Origin of the sequence: Aquabacterium sp. CECT 9606 (assembly GCF_918741295.1) — a bacterium.
Taxonomy (GTDB): Bacteria; Pseudomonadota; Gammaproteobacteria; order Burkholderiales; family Burkholderiaceae_C; genus Aquabacterium.
This window is the reverse complement of the sequence record NZ_CAKKNB010000001.1, coordinates 177288-191517: the sequence shown is the minus strand read 5'-3', so window position 1 is coordinate 191517 and position 14230 is coordinate 177288. Positions and strand designations below refer to the sequence as shown.

Annotated in this window: 11 protein-coding genes; 8 read left to right on the top strand and 3 right to left on the bottom strand. The window is 65.6% G+C overall.

The genetic code is table 11. From position 1 onward, the window contains the following. Window positions 1–84 precede the first annotated feature (84 nt). Window positions 85–1923 carry an ABC transporter ATP-binding protein/permease gene (locus LQ232_RS00875; RefSeq protein WP_230177642.1) on the bottom strand — a complete coding sequence of 613 codons (1839 nt, stop codon included), beginning with the start codon at window positions 1921–1923 and terminating at the stop codon, window positions 85–87. Window positions 1924–1980: 57 nt separating this feature from the next. On the opposite strand from LQ232_RS00875, the gene LQ232_RS00870 reads away from it, so the two are divergent. The 8 genes from LQ232_RS00870 to LQ232_RS00835 all read left to right on the top strand — a co-directional run bounded on the left by LQ232_RS00870 (window position 1981) and on the right by LQ232_RS00835 (window position 11091). Then, window positions 1981–2403, top strand: coding sequence for an acyl-CoA thioesterase (locus LQ232_RS00870; RefSeq protein ID WP_230177640.1), 423 nt, complete (start codon window positions 1981–1983; stop codon window positions 2401–2403). Between the two features lie 71 nt (window positions 2404–2474). Further along, complete coding sequence (locus LQ232_RS00865) at window positions 2475–2954, top strand: glycine zipper 2TM domain-containing protein (RefSeq protein WP_230177638.1); 480 nt, start codon at window positions 2475–2477, stop codon at window positions 2952–2954. A gap of 24 nt (window positions 2955–2978) precedes the next feature. Further along, window positions 2979–5339 (top strand): FdhF/YdeP family oxidoreductase, encoded by a 2361-nt coding sequence (locus tag LQ232_RS00860; protein WP_230177636.1) that lies wholly within the window; start codon window positions 2979–2981, stop codon window positions 5337–5339. Further along, a complete protein-coding gene (gene fdhD / locus LQ232_RS00855; protein WP_230177619.1) occupies window positions 5336–6160 on the top strand; it encodes a formate dehydrogenase accessory sulfurtransferase FdhD in 825 nt (274 codons plus the stop codon). Before LQ232_RS00860 ends, fdhD begins: the two co-directional genes overlap by 4 nt. Before the next feature lie 34 nt (window positions 6161–6194). Beyond that, complete coding sequence (locus LQ232_RS00850; protein ID WP_230177616.1) at window positions 6195–6938, top strand: 2OG-Fe dioxygenase family protein; 744 nt, start codon at window positions 6195–6197, stop codon at window positions 6936–6938. Window positions 6939–6943: 5 nt separating this feature from the next. Continuing rightward, window positions 6944–7348: a DUF2946 domain-containing protein gene (locus LQ232_RS00845; protein WP_230177614.1), complete on the top strand. Its 405-nt coding sequence runs from the start codon at window positions 6944–6946 to the stop codon at window positions 7346–7348. Window positions 7349–7409: 61 nt separating this feature from the next. Beyond that, window positions 7410–9764 carry a TonB-dependent receptor gene (locus LQ232_RS00840; RefSeq protein ID WP_230177605.1) on the top strand — a complete coding sequence of 785 codons (2355 nt, stop codon included), beginning with the start codon at window positions 7410–7412 and terminating at the stop codon, window positions 9762–9764. Window positions 9765–9777: 13 nt separating this feature from the next. Beyond that, window positions 9778–11091: a PepSY domain-containing protein gene (locus tag LQ232_RS00835; protein WP_230177597.1), complete on the top strand. Its 1314-nt coding sequence runs from the start codon at window positions 9778–9780 to the stop codon at window positions 11089–11091. A 21-nt stretch (window positions 11092–11112) separates the two neighbouring features. Here LQ232_RS00835 and LQ232_RS00830 read toward each other — a convergent pair whose 3' ends face one another. Then, entirely contained in the window at window positions 11113–12258 is a 1146-nt protein-coding gene (locus LQ232_RS00830) for a metallophosphoesterase (RefSeq protein WP_230177594.1), read from the bottom strand. A 45-nt stretch (window positions 12259–12303) separates the two neighbouring features. Continuing rightward, complete coding sequence (locus LQ232_RS00825) at window positions 12304–14226, bottom strand: PAS domain-containing sensor histidine kinase (RefSeq protein WP_230177592.1); 1923 nt, start codon at window positions 14224–14226, stop codon at window positions 12304–12306. Between the last annotated feature and the right edge of the window lie 4 nt (window positions 14227–14230).

Here is a 14230-nt window from a genome sequence, read left to right as displayed (position 1 = left end):
TTGCAGTGGCGGCCAGGGCTGCTTAAAAAGGAGGCAGAGTATAGCGTCGGGGTGGCAATTTCAGCAAGCCTTTTGCAGGCGGTTTCACCCCCCTAGATCGGCATGCTGCTCGCTTTGCTGCAAGCGCCACATTTGCGCGTATCGCCCGTTGGCCGCTGATAAATGCGCGTGTGTGCCGCGCTCGATGATGCGCCCGGCTTCCATCACCAGGATCTCGTGGGCATGCACGATGGTGGACAAACGGTGCGCGATGATCAGCACCGTTTTGCCTTGCGCCACGGCCGCGAGTTCGGCCTGGATGGCACGCTCATTGGCCGAATCAAGTGCCGACGTGGCCTCATCGAACACCAGGATGGGCGGATCTTTCAACAGCGTGCGGGCAATGGCCACGCGCTGCTTTTCGCCACCCGATAATTTCAAACCACGTTCCCCCACGATGGTTTCGTAACCCTTGGGCACATTGGCGATGAAGTCGTGGATGCGCGCCGAACGCGCGGCGGCTTCGACCTCTTCGCGCGTGGCTTCGGGCCGGCCATAAGCGATGTTGTAGGCGACCGTGTCGTTGAAGAGCACGGTGTCTTGCGGCACGATGCCGATGCTGCGGCGCAAGCTGTCTTGCGTCAGGCCACGCACATCGTGGCCATTGACCGAGATGCGGCCCTGGCCCGGCTGGATGTCATAGAAGCGGTAGAGCAGACGCGCCAAGGTGGACTTGCCCGAGCCCGAGGGCCCCACCACCGCCACCGTCTGCCCCGCGGGGATCTCGAAGCTCAGGTCGTGCAGGATGGGCCGGTTGGCATCGTAGGCAAAGTTGACGTGGTCGAACCGCACCGAAGGCGGCCCTTTGAGCAGCAGCGGCTTGGCATCGGGCGCATCGGCCACTTCGCGCTCGCGCTCCATCAGGTTGAACATCTTGTCCAGGTCGGTGAGCGATTGCTTGATCTCGCGGTAGATCACACCCAGGAAATTGAGCGGGATGTAGAGCTGGATCATGAAGGCGTTGACCATCACCAGGTCGCCCACCGTCATGCGCCCTGCAACCACCCCTTCGGTGGCGCGCCACAGCATCACGATCAGGCCGGTCGCGATGATGGTTTGCTGTCCCGCATTCAAGAACGACAAGCTGCGCTGCGCCTTCACGGCCACGCTGCGCAAGCGGTCCAGGCTTTCGTCGTAGCGGCGTGTCTCGAACGCCTCGTTGTTGAAGTATTTCACGGTCTCGAAGTTCAGCAGCGAGTCGATGGCGCGCGTGTGCGCTTTCGAGTCCAGCTCGTTCATCTCGCGCCTGAAACGCGTGCGCCAGTGCGTCACCGTCACAGTGAAGGTCACGTAGATCACCAGCGCCACCAAGGTGATCCAGGCAAAGGCCACGTCGAACTTGGTGGCCAGCAAGGTGAGCACCAACACCACCTCGATCAACGTGGGGATGATGCTGTACAACGAGTAGGAGATCAGCGAATGCACGGCGCGGGTGCCGCGCTCGATGTCGCGGGTCATGCCGCCGGTTTGGCGCTCCAGGTGGAAGCGCAAGCTCAAGGCATGCAGGTGCGCGAAGACCTGCAGCGAGATGCGCCGCGCCGCGCCTTCAGTGGCCTTGGCGAACACCAGTTCACGCAACTCGGTGAAGAGTGAGGTGGACAAGCGCAACAAGCCATAAGCCAGCAGCAAGCCCAGCGGCACCACCATCATGGCCTGCGCACTGCCCGCGCTGGGGGCCAGCCGGTCAATCAGGGTTTTGAGCAGCAGCGGCACGCCCACGTTGGCCAGCTTGGCGCCCACCATGAAGCCCAGCGCCAGCACCACGCGGCCCTTGTAAGCCCACAAATAGGGCCACAGGCGCGACAGCGTGGCCCAATCGGAACGCTTGATTTCTGTGCCGGAAGGTGGATTTTCAGGGGCCGTGGCGGTCGGGGTGCGTCGCATTCTGGAACAATGGTTTCTACTTATGTGCTGTGACGTCGATTGTCGACCGGATTCCCCATGACTGCTGCCTCCCCCCGCAATACCCTCCTGACCCCACCCGACCTCTCGCCCGACATGGAACTGGTCATGCGCGTGATGCCCATGCCCCGCGATGCCAACGGCAACGGCGACATCTTTGGCGGTTGGATCATGTCGCAGGTGGACTTGGCGGGTTGCCTGCTGCCGGCGCGCATCGCCAAAGGCCGCATCGCCACGGTGGCGGTGAACGAATTCGTGTTCCGCTCGGCCGTGTCGGTGGGCGACCTGCTGTCCTTCTATGCCCGCGTCGACCGCATTGGCACGACCTCGGTCAGCGTGCACGTCGAGGTCTGGGCCGAGCGCCGGCCATCCGATCCGCACCTGGTCAAGGTGACCGAGGCCAAGGTCACCTACGTGGCCACGGACAGCGAAGGCCGGCCGCGCCCCATCCCCAAGGACTGATGGGTGCCAACCCTGTTCAAGCGCGCTTGGCCAGTGAGGTCTAAACTGCCCTTTCACCTGAGGAGACCAGCATGAACACTGTCCTGAAAACCAAAACCTTGCCCGACCAGCGCCGCGTGGCCCGTACCCTCGGCTGGCTGGTGGGCGCCGCCCTGCTCGTGGGCGGATTGGGCATCGGCCTGCGCGCGCACGCGGCCACCTCCAATGCCGTGCAATGCACGCCCGCCACCTGCGGTGAAGTCACATCGGTCACGGCTCGCCAGGTCAAGGGCGAAGGCTCGGGCGTGGGCGCCGTGGGTGGCGCGGTGCTGGGCGGCCTGGTCGGCAACCAACTGGGCAAAGGCAATGGCAACACCATCTTGACCGTGGGCGGCGCCGTGGCCGGTGGCTTTGCCGGGCACGAGGTCGAGAAGAACGTGAAGAAGCACACCGTCTACGTCACCAAGGTGCGCATGGGCAATGGCACGGTTCATGAATACACCTTGAACACCCAACACGCGGTGGGCGCCAAGGTGTCGGTCGTCAATGGCCGTGTGAGGGCGCGCAACTAACCTTCCTGAAAGCATGCCCCGGTCATGAGCGACCAGAAGATCGACGTCTACCCCTACCCCGCGGGCGGTTGGGGTGCCTTGCGCAGCGTGGCGCACCAACTGAAAGAGCAAGGCATCCCGGCCAAGGGAGCGCGCACCTTGCTGCATGCCAACCAGCCGGATGGTTTCGATTGCCCCGGCTGCGCCTGGCCCGACCGCAACCACGGATCATCGTTCGAGTTCTGCGAGAACGGCGCCAAGGCCGTGGCGGCCGAGGCCACCGCGCGCCGGTGCACACCTGAGAGGCTGGCCCAGTACACCGTGCGCGAACTGGCCGCGCAGTCCGACTATTTCCTGGAAGGCCTGGGCCGGTTGACGCACCCCATGGCCTACGACCCGGCCAGTGACCGCTACCTGCCCATCGAATGGGATGCCGCGTTCGAGCAGATCGCGCGGCATCTGAAGGCCCTGCCCGACCCCAACCAGGCGGTGTTCTACACCTCGGGCCGCACCAGCAACGAGGCCGCGTTCTTGTACCAGTGGTTCGTGCGCGAATACGGCACCAACAACTTCCCGGATTGCTCCAACATGTGCCACGAGCCCAGCGGCGTGGGCTTGAAAGGCAGCATCGGCGTGGGCAAGGGCACGGTCACGCTGGACGACTTCACGCTGGCCGACACCATCCTCATCTTCGGCCAGAACCCGGGCACCAACCACCCACGCATGCTGGCCGAGTTGCGCGCAGCGTCCAAGCGCGGTGCTCGCATCGTCAGCTTCAACCCCTTGCGCGAGCGGGGCCTTGAGCGCTTCGCCGATCCGCAAAGCGCGATCGAGATGACGACCGGCGGCTCCACGCGCATCAGTTCGCAGTACTACCAGCCGCGCATCGGGGGCGACCTGGCCGTGGTCAAGGGCCTGCTCAAGCAGTTGCTGACCTGGGATGACGAAGCGCGCCTGTACGGCACACCGCCGGTGCTGGACCATGCCTTCATCGCCGAGCACACCACCGGCTTTGGCACCTTGGTCACCGACCTGCGGGCCGAGGACTGGGCCTTGATCGAACGCGAATCCGGCTTGAGCCGCGGCCAGCTGCTTGAGGCGGCAAACGTGGTGCGCCGTGCCAAAAGCCTCATCGTGTGTTGGGGCATGGGCATCACCCAGCACCCTCACGCCGTGGGCACCATCCAGATGCTGAGCAACCTCTTGCTGGTGGGCGGGCACATCGGCAAGCCGGGCGCGGGGGCCTGCCCGGTGCGTGGCCACAGCAATGTGCAGGGTGACCGCACCATGGGCATTTATGAAAAACCCAGCGCGGCTTTCCTCGACCGCATGGAGCAGGTGCTGGGCTTCAAGCCACCGCGCGCGCAGGGCTTTGACACGGTCGAAACCATCGCGGCCATGGCCGATGGCCGCGCCAAGGTCTTCTTTGGCATGGGCGGCAACTTCGCGGCCGCCACGCCCGACACGCCGCGCACCTGGGCCGCGCTGCGCCGCTGCGAGCTGACCGTGCAGGTGTCCACCAAACTGAACCGCAGCCACGTGGTGCATGGCCGCGCCGCGCTGATCCTGCCCTGCCTGGGCCGCACCGAGGCCGACGAGCAAACCGGTGGGCCGCAAAGCGTGACGGTGGAAGACTCGATGAGCATGGTTCACCTGTCGCATGGCACCAATGCCCCGGCCAGCGAGCACCTGCTGTCCGAGCCGGCCATCGTGGCCCGCCTGGCCGAGGCCACGTTGGGCAGCCGGCAACGCTGGCAATGGATGGTGGAAGACTACGACCGCATCCGCGAACGCATCGAGGCCACGCTGGATGAGTTTGCGGGCTTCAACCAACGCGTGCGCACACCCGGCGGTTTCCGTTTGCGCAACACCGCCAGTGAACGCGTGTGGGCCACGGCATCGGGCAAGGCCCAGTTCCATGCCCACCCCATTTCACAAGACACCGTGGTGCACCGTTCCCGCCGGCAAAACCCGATGGCCACGGTGTTCACGCTGGCCACCATGCGCTCGCACGACCAGTACAACACCACGCTGTATGGCCTGGACGACCGCTACCGGGGCGTGTGGGGGCAACGCCGCGTGGTCTTCATCCATGCCGATGACCTCCAGGCCCTGGGCTTCAAGGCGGGTGACTGGGTTGATCTGCACACCATCAGCGACGATGGCATTGACCGCAGCGCGCCGCAGTTCAAGCTGGTGGCCTATGACATCCCCCGCGGCTGCCTGGCCGCCTACTACCCCGAGACCAACCCGCTGGTACCACTGCACAGCGTGGCCGAAGGCGCGGGCACGCCCACCTCCAAGTACATCCCGGTGCGGCTCACGGCCAGCCAGGCCCCAGTGGGCGAACCCGCCGACCACTGCGGCCTGCCTGAAAGCCCGGCACAGCCAGGCCCGCGCGCATGAGCTTGAGCAAGTCCGGCTGGTGTGAGCGGCCAGTGCTGCGGTTCGGCCCGGATGCGGCCACCACGGCAGGCGACGAAGCCGTGGCCGTGGAGGCCCCCGTGGCCTTGCTGTTCAATGGTGTGTCGCACGTGGTGATGATGGCCACGCCTTTGAACCTGGCCGAGCTGGGCCTGGGCTTTGCGCTGAGCGAAGGCCTGTTGGACGAGGTGGCTCAGTGCTATGGCATTGACGTGGTGCACACCTCGCTGGGTTGGGAAGTGCGGCTTGAAGTGGCCACGCGCAGTTTTGCAAAGCTTCAAGAGCGCCGCCGCCAGATGTCGGGGCGCACGGGTTGCGGTGTGTGCGGCATGGAGAGCTTGCAGCAATGGGCACAGGCACCCGCCCGGCCGGCCAACTGGTCCGTCCCGGACTGGCTCACGGAGTGGCGCACCAACGATGTCCAAGCCCAGTGTGCCGTGCACGCAGCCTTGCTTGAACTGCCCGGCCGGCAAGTCCTCAACGCCTTGACCGGCGCTCTGCACGCGGCCGCCTGGGTCTCACCACAAGGACAGTTGCGGCAAGTGTTCGAAGACGTCGGCCGGCACAACGCGCTCGACAAACTGCTGGGCCACCTGGCGCGGTCTGGCGCAGCCATCGACGAAGGCTGGGTGCTGATGACCAGCCGCGCGAGCCACGAGTTGGTGCACAAATGCATCCGCGCGGGCGTGCCCTTGCTGGCCACCGTGTCGGCGCCCACCTCGCTGGCCATTGATGCAGCGCAAGCAGGCCAGTTGCGCCTGTGGGCCTGGTGCCGCGACGAGCGCTTCAGCGCCTTTGCCTGAGCTGAGCCCCTCGCAAACATGCGACCATTGGCGCATGAACGCCGTCAAGCCCACCTCTCCTGCGGAACTGCCCGCCCAATTGCAAAGCCAAGGCTGGGCCTTGCTGAGCCCCGCCGACCTGCTGCCCGCCTTGAACGTGAGCGAGCCCGAGCTGGAGCCCTTGCGCGCCACCTGGAACCAGCTGCCTGCCGACACCCACTTGCGCGATGGCGGCCACTACCGCTTTCGCCGCCACAGCTGCTATGTGCTGGACAACATTGACGGCACGCTGACCCAGGCTCCTCACCGCGCCCACTGGCAACCCGTGACCTATAACGCGCTGCACGGCGGCTTTGAACGCTGGTTCGAACCCGTCGACGCCGAGCTCAGCCAACATCCCGCCTGGCGCCATTTGTTGACCTTGCTGGGCCAGCAGTTCAATGCCACCAAGCCGGTCGCCCGGTGGTTCATTGAGGCGCACCAGTTCCGCGTGGACACCGCTGGCGGCATCGGCCGCCCCACCCCTGAGGGCGCCCACCGCGATGGCGTGGATTTCGTGGCGGTCGTGATGGTCGGGCGCCACCAGGTCAAGGGGGGTGAAACACGTGTCTTCGAAGCCGATGGCCCGCACGGCGTGCGTTTCACCTTGAACGAGCCGTGGAGCGTGCTGCTGCTGGACGACGCCCGCGTGATCCACGAATCCACCCCCATCCAGCCCTTGGGCGAACACGGCTGGCGGGACACCCTGGTGCTGACCTACCGCGCCGACGGCTTCCAGGGCCCCAGCACGTACACTTGAGGCCCATGGTCTTCTCACGCCTTCACCGCCGCTGGACTGCCTGGATCGCTCTTTGCGCGATCCTGCTGGGCGCGCTCGCGCCCACGGTGTCCCATGGCGTGCGGGCCTGGTCGCATGCGCCCATCACCTGGGTCGAGGTGTGTTCCAGCACGGGCAACAAGCTGATCGCCATGACCACCTCTGACCGGGCCGATGCCAATGGCAGCCTGCCCAGTGGCGAGCATGCTGGTGAGCACTGCCCTTTCTGCCTGGTGCAGGGGCACGATGCCGCCATGCTGCCAGCACCGCCGCCGGTGATGGCCATGGCCACGCCGCTCACCGACGAGCTGCCCTTCCTTTTCCTGCACGCCCCACGCAGCCTGTTCGCGTGGGCACCACCGCAAGCACGCGCACCGCCCACTTCAGTCTGATCCGCCCCTGAGCACCGCCCGGCTTTGGCTGGGCGACCCGATCCGACCTGGAGTTTCAAACATGTTTCCGTTCCACGTGCGATTGCACGCTTTGGCGCTGGCCTGCGCCGCCACCTGCCTGCCCCTCGCCCACGCCCAAGGCGTGGCCACCGATAACGAACTGGCCCCTGTGGTCGTCACTGGATCGAAAGGCACCGCCCGCAGCGGCCTGCCCGCCGGTTTGCCGGGATCCACCGCCACTAAAACCTTCGATCAACTGCGCGACCAGAATCTGGTCAATCCGGAAGACGCGCTGCAATACCAGCCCAACACCACCGTGCGCAAGCGCTACATCGGCGACCGCAATGCCCTGGTGGCCGGCCGCAGCTTCGGCACCCTGCAGCCTTCGCGCGCGCTGGTCTACCTGGATGGCTACCTGATCTCGAACTTCCTGGGCCGCTTTGACGCGCCGCGCTGGAACATGATCTCGCCCGAAGCGATCGAACGCGTGGACATGCTCTACGGGCCCTATTCGGCATTGCTGCCGGGCAACTCGATGGGCACCACCGTGGCTGTGAGCCAGCGCGCGCCCAAGGGCCTGGAGGTTTCGGGGCGGGTGATCGCGGCCCGCCAAAGCTTTGACCAGTATGGGCACAAGGACCACTACGACGCCCAGCAGATGTCACTGCATTTGGGACAAAGGCTGGACACGGGCCTGTGGTTCAGCGGTGATGTGAACCACCAGGATTCGACCTCGCAGCCGATGCAGTATGGCACTGGGTTGGCCAACGCCAGCGGCGTGTTCGTCCCACCCACCAATCCTTCGCCAACCGCCGTGACCCCCGTGACCGGCGTGGTCTACGACACCGACCCCAAAGGCCTGAAACGCGCCATCTTCGGCGCCAATGCCGGGGCCATCGATCAAACGGTACAAGACACGGTGAACCTGCGGGCGGGCTATCGCTTCACGCCCACGGTGGAAGGCAGCGTGATGGCCTCTTGGTGGGGCAACCAATCAAAGACCCGCAACGTCACGTTTTTGCGCGATGCCAACGGCGACCCCGTCTGGAAGGGCGACGTCAGCCACAACGGCAACATCTTCAGGATCGTCGATTCTTCATTCGCCCCCTCCACCCGTGACGAATCCCACCAGCAACTCGGTGCCACGGTGAAGACGCGCAATGCCAGCGGCTGGAACGGCTCGATGGTGATCTCCGACTACCGCATCCTGAACGATGAAGCGCGCCAGGCCAGCCAGCCAGACCCAGTGGCACTCAGCAGCGGTGGCAGCTCTGGCACCCTGACCCGCCGCGATGGCACCGGCTGGAACACCTTCGAGGTGCAAGGCACCTGGACGCCCAGCGCCGGTGACTGGACCGATGGGCGCCACGCCCTGGCCTTCGGCCTGCACCGCAATGCTTACAAGCTGGACAACACGGTGGCAGACACCACCAACTGGCGACAGGGCGAAGGCACCTTGAGCCAGTACTACCGGGGCAAGACCGAAGTGATCGCCTTGTATGCCCAAGACGCCTGGCGCCTGCAAGACGACCTGAAGCTGACCCTCGGCTGGCGCGAAGAGCAGTTCCGCGCCTTGGATGGCCGCCAGTTCGCCCTCAACCAAGCCGAGGTCTACCCCCGACGCACCTTGCGCGGCCACTCGCCCAAGGCCGCCCTGGCCTGGAGCGTGCGCGACGACCTGATCCTCAAGCTCAGCGCCGGACGCGGCGTGCGCTTCCCCAATGTTGAAGAGCTGTACAACGGCACGGTCACATCCACGGCGCGCACTTTTTCCGACCCCGACCTCCGAGCCGAAACATCGGACGCGGTCGAATTGAGCGCCGAAAAAACCTGGGATGCGCAACGCCTGCGCGTGTCGCTGTTCCACGAGGACGTGAAAGACGCCATCTTGCGGCAGAGCACCACCGACGCCACAGTGTGCAAGACCAACACCGTGGCCTTGAACTACACCTGCGTTCAAAACGTGGACCGCGTCAAGACCTCGGGCATCGAGTTCGCGTGGCAAGCGCAAGACCTGTTCATCCGTGGCCTGTCACTGGACACCACCCTGGCCTTCACCCATGCCAAGGTCGCGGCCAATGCCAAGGACCCGACGTCGGTCGGCAAGTGGTGGTTGCGCGTGCCCAAAGAGCGGGCCACTGTGCAGGCTGGCTACCAGCTCAACGCCGATTGGCGCTTCAGCGCCGGCTACCGCCACGAAGGCCGCGCCTACAACGATGTCTACAACCTCGACATCAACCCCCATGTGTACGGCGGCGTTTCCAGCGTCAACCAGCTGGACCTGCGCGGCAGCCACCAGATGACACGGCAATTGGAGCTGGCCCTGGGCGTGAACAATGCGCTGGATGCCCGAGCCTACCAATCGCACCCCTACCCCGGGCGCACGCTGTTCGCCGAACTTCGCTTCAAGCTTTGAGCACGCATAGACCATGAACCACACACTCCGCCGCCTGTTCTGGCGCATCCACTTCTGGGCCGGCTTGATCAGCGCACCCATCGTCGTCTTTGCCGCGCTGACCGGCCTGCTCTACGCGCTGTCACCTCAGATCGAGGCCCGGCTGTACGCCGACCTGGACCAGGTCACCGTGCCTGCCAATGGGACGGCGCCCAAGCCCCTGGACCAGCAAGTGGCCGCCGCCACGGCCGATCACCCGCACGAGGCCTTGCGTTACGTGGTGCCAGCCCACACCGCCACCGACAGCACACAGGTCTACCTTCAAGCAGCCCATGCCCACCACCAGACCAAAGGTGAGCACGACCACGGCCTGCCCACCGGCAGCATCGTCTACGTCAACCCCTACACCGCACAGGTGCTGGGCCAATTGCCCGAGTTGCAACGCTTCAAGACCTGGTCCAAGAAACTGCATTCCAGCGCGCTGCAAGGCGACGGCTGGCGTTGGCTGATCGAGCTGGGCGCCAGCTGGATGCTGGTGCTGTTCGCCACCGGCCTGGCCTTGTGGTGGCCCAAGCCGCAAGCGCAGGGCGGCCCTGGCTGGCGTGCCTTCTGGCCACGCCGGGGCGTGTCCAAGCGCCTCACCTGGCGTGACCTGCATGCCAGCATCGCCATCGCCTTGGGGCTGGTGACTTTCACCGTGCTGGTCACCGGCCTGACCTGGGCACAGCACAGCGGCGACAACTTCCGCGCCGCCCAACAGGCGCTGGGCCAAGGCACGCCCAAGGCACCCCAGGGCCTTCGATCGCAGCCTTTGGCCGGCAGCTCGCCCTTGAGCTGGCAAGAAATTCACGACAGGGTGCGCGCCCAGTCGCCCGACATCGCCCTTCAGTTGACCCCGCCCAACGGCGTCGACGGCCTGTGGCGCGCGGAGAACTTCGACCGATCGCAGCCCGGCAAAAGGTTCGCGAGTCTGGTGGACGCCTACTCGGGCCAGACCTTGTTCCGCAGTGGCTGGGATCAATTGCCTGCCCTGTCCAAAGCCACTGCCGTGGGCATCCCGTTTCACCGGGGAGAATTCGGCTGGTGGAACCAGGTGCTGCTCATCCTGACCGCGCTGGCCGCCGTGTTCTCGGTGGTGTCGGGCCTGATGATGTGGTGGCACCGTCGCCCGCGTGGTGGCTTGGCCGCACCCCAGGTCAACCGGCAAACCTTGCGCCAATTGCCGCCCCGAACCTGGTGGTGGTTGCTGCCGCTGGCCGGGGCTTTGAGCCTGGCCTTGCCGGTGTTTGGATGGAGCCTGGCCCTGTTCACGGGAATCGAAGGGCTGCGCCTGTGGCGTGCCTCATGAGCCGCGGCACCTTTGATGCCATCAGGCCGGCACGAGGCGCAGGTGCGTGATCTCGGACGGCGCACCAAAACGCTTGGGCGGCCCCCAATAACCGGTGCCCCGGCTGGTGTAGACCCACAACTCCTGCCAGCGGTGCAGGCCGGCGGTGAAGGGCTGCTGCAATGGCACGAACAGGTTCCACGGCCAGAACTGGCCGCCATGGGTGTGCCCGGACAACTGCAGGTCAAAGCCCGCCTTGGCCGCCGCTTCGGCCGAGCGCGGTTGGTGGGCCAGCAGGATCTTGACCACCGCAGATGCAGGCGCCCCCGCCAAGGCGGCGTGCGGATCACTGCGGTGGGTCGGGTCGAAGTGGTGGGCACCATGATCAGCCACGCCAGCCAGCACCAACTCGGCCTGCAGCGCCAAGGGCCCGTGGCGCAAGACCACGTGTTCGTTCATCAACACCGTGATCCCCAGGCGCCGCAACTCCGCCACCCAGGCGTGCGCGCCCGAGTAGTACTCGTGGTTGCCGGTGACAAAGTAGGTGCCGTGCCTGGAAGCCAACTTGGCGAGCGGCGCCACGTGCGGCGCCAGATCACGCACCGAGCCATCGACCAGGTCACCGGTCACCGCCACCAGGTCAGCCTGCAGGCCATTGACCGCGTGAACAATGGCCTGCAGATACGGCCCTTTGATCGTGGGCCCGACGTGGACATCGCTGATCTGCGCGATGGTGAAACCATGCAGTGACACGGGCAAGCCAACGATGGGCACGTCCACCCTCACCACCGCCGCGCGGCGCCGTGCGTTGAACAGACCCCACAGCGTGACAAGGCCAGCCACCACCGGCACCACCACGGCAGACTGGCTTCGCAAAGCCGCCATGCGCACCCCAGCGGGCCACAGCATTTGCACGCCGGCCGCCAACAGCAAGGCCACATCGCGCAACACCGTCAGCACCAGCAGCGACGAAAACAGACCCATGAACAGCAGGCCAGCCCAAGCCAGTGCATCGGACCAGGTCGGGTGCCTGACCCTGCGCGCCATCATCCCCCACGGCAAGACCAGTGCCGAGACCGCCAACACCGCCCCCAACAGGGCCGGTACCCACGCGGGGCCGGGCATGGCAGGCACCAGACGCCAAGCCACGTAGGCGTGAACCAGAAGGGACAGCAAGGACAAGGGCATGGGTGTCAAGTGGGGGCGCTGCCCGGGATTGCAAGCCGGCTGACGTCAGACCGTCGCAGGGGTTGTCACAGGCGCTGGCATTGGCGGCGAGGCCATGGGCAACCTGAGCGTGAAGCGGGAACCTTGTCCGCTTTCGCTGTGCACCTGGATGCTGCCCTCCATGCGCTCGACCAGCTGCTTGACGATGTACAGGCCCAGGCCTGTGCCCTCGATGCTTTCCGCCATTGGTGCCAGGCGCTTGAAAGGCTGGAACAACTGCGCCACGTCTTCGGGTGACATGCCGATGCCATCGTCCGACAACTCCAGCACCACGTTGGATTCCTCGGCCCAGCCCTCGACCACGACGTGACCACCCGGGTGGTTGTATTTGCACGCATTGGTCAGCAAATTGATGAACACCTGCGCCAGGCGCTGAGGATCGGCGCTGGCCCACAGGGCTTGCGCTGGCAGGCGGTCGATGAAGGTCACGCCATGGCGCTCACGCACACCTTCGATCATCGTTGCGGTAGAGCGCCACAGCGGTGCCAGTTCCACCGGCTGCAAGGCGATGGCGATCTCACCCGCCTCAACCTTGGTCAAGTCGAGCACATCCTCGACCATGCCCAGCAATTGCTGGCCCGCCTCCAGCATCATGTTGACGCGCTGGGCCTGCGCCGGGTTCAGGGCATTGGCGCGGTCCAGCAAGAGCAGTTGCGCGAAGCCCAGGATGGCGTTCAAAGGTGTGCGCAGCTCATGGCTCAAGCGCGACAGGAAATCGCGCTGCGACTGGGCCACGTGCTCGGCCGCATCACGCTGCATGGCCCGCTCGGCCCGCATCCGCTCATCGGTGACGTCGCGCATCACGCCCACCAGGCGCCGTTGGCTGCGCGTCTTTCCTTCGATCTGCTGGCCGGTCGACTCAAAGTAGCGCACCACGCCATCGGGCCGGCGAAGCCGGTAGGTGGTCTTGAAAGGCACGCCGGAGCGCGTGGCGGCAGCGATGTCCGCCTGCATGGCAGGCATGTCGTCGGGCAAGACCAGGTCTCGCAGTACCGCGAGCGGCATCGACATCGCAGTCGACCCCACGCCATACAAGGCGGCGGCTTTGGCATCCAGGGTGATCTGGTCCGAATCAACGACCATCTCGAACATGCCCAGTTCGGCCGCGAAGGCCGCCAGCACCCACGGCTCATTGGCCGACACCAAGGCATGCCGGTGCGCAGCCTGGCGCCGCAAGGCGTGCCGCACCAGCAGCAGGCTGCCCAATGCCAGCACCACGGCGGCCGCCAAGGTGCTGCCGATCAAGATTTTCTCGGTCAGGCGCGAGACCTCGGCCAGGCTGGCGCTGAAGCGCTTTTCAGCCTGCAGCAATTCACTGTTGAGCTCGCGCACCTCTTCGAGCGAGGCCAGCACCATCACCCCGTCGGTGGGTGGATGCAGGTGGTGGCGCAGCCGCTGGCCCTCCACCCGCAGTTTGGCCAACAAGGCATCGCCCTGGGTCCAGGCGGCCAGCGCATCCTGCAGGGCAGGCTGATCACCAAAGCGGCGAAACAGCGTGATCATGCCTTCGACGTCGTCCGGGTGGTTGCCGCCCGCGATCAGGCCCTGGCGCACCACGGCCAGATCGGGGTCGTCGCGCAGCATTTCCTCACGCGCCGTCTGGTCGCCCTTGGGCAGCTCCAGCGCCTGCTCGAAAGCCGCGAAATCGGCCGGGTTGCGCTTGACCGCGAAATCACGCAAGTGCTGAACCGCGTCGCTGCGGGCCTTGGACCACAGGCTTTCGCCGCCCACATAGGCGCGCAAGGCGCCCAACACATTGACGCTGGTCACCGCCAGCGTGGCCAACAGGCTGATCACCACCAGTGACAGCGCCACGAACGCGACATAGGGCTGCCAGGACTCGCGCCGATGGGGCGTCAGAAACTGGCGTTGGCGGTTGGCAAGCCCCTCAACATTCGACTCGGAGACCTTCATCTGGTCGGTCCTCATCCGT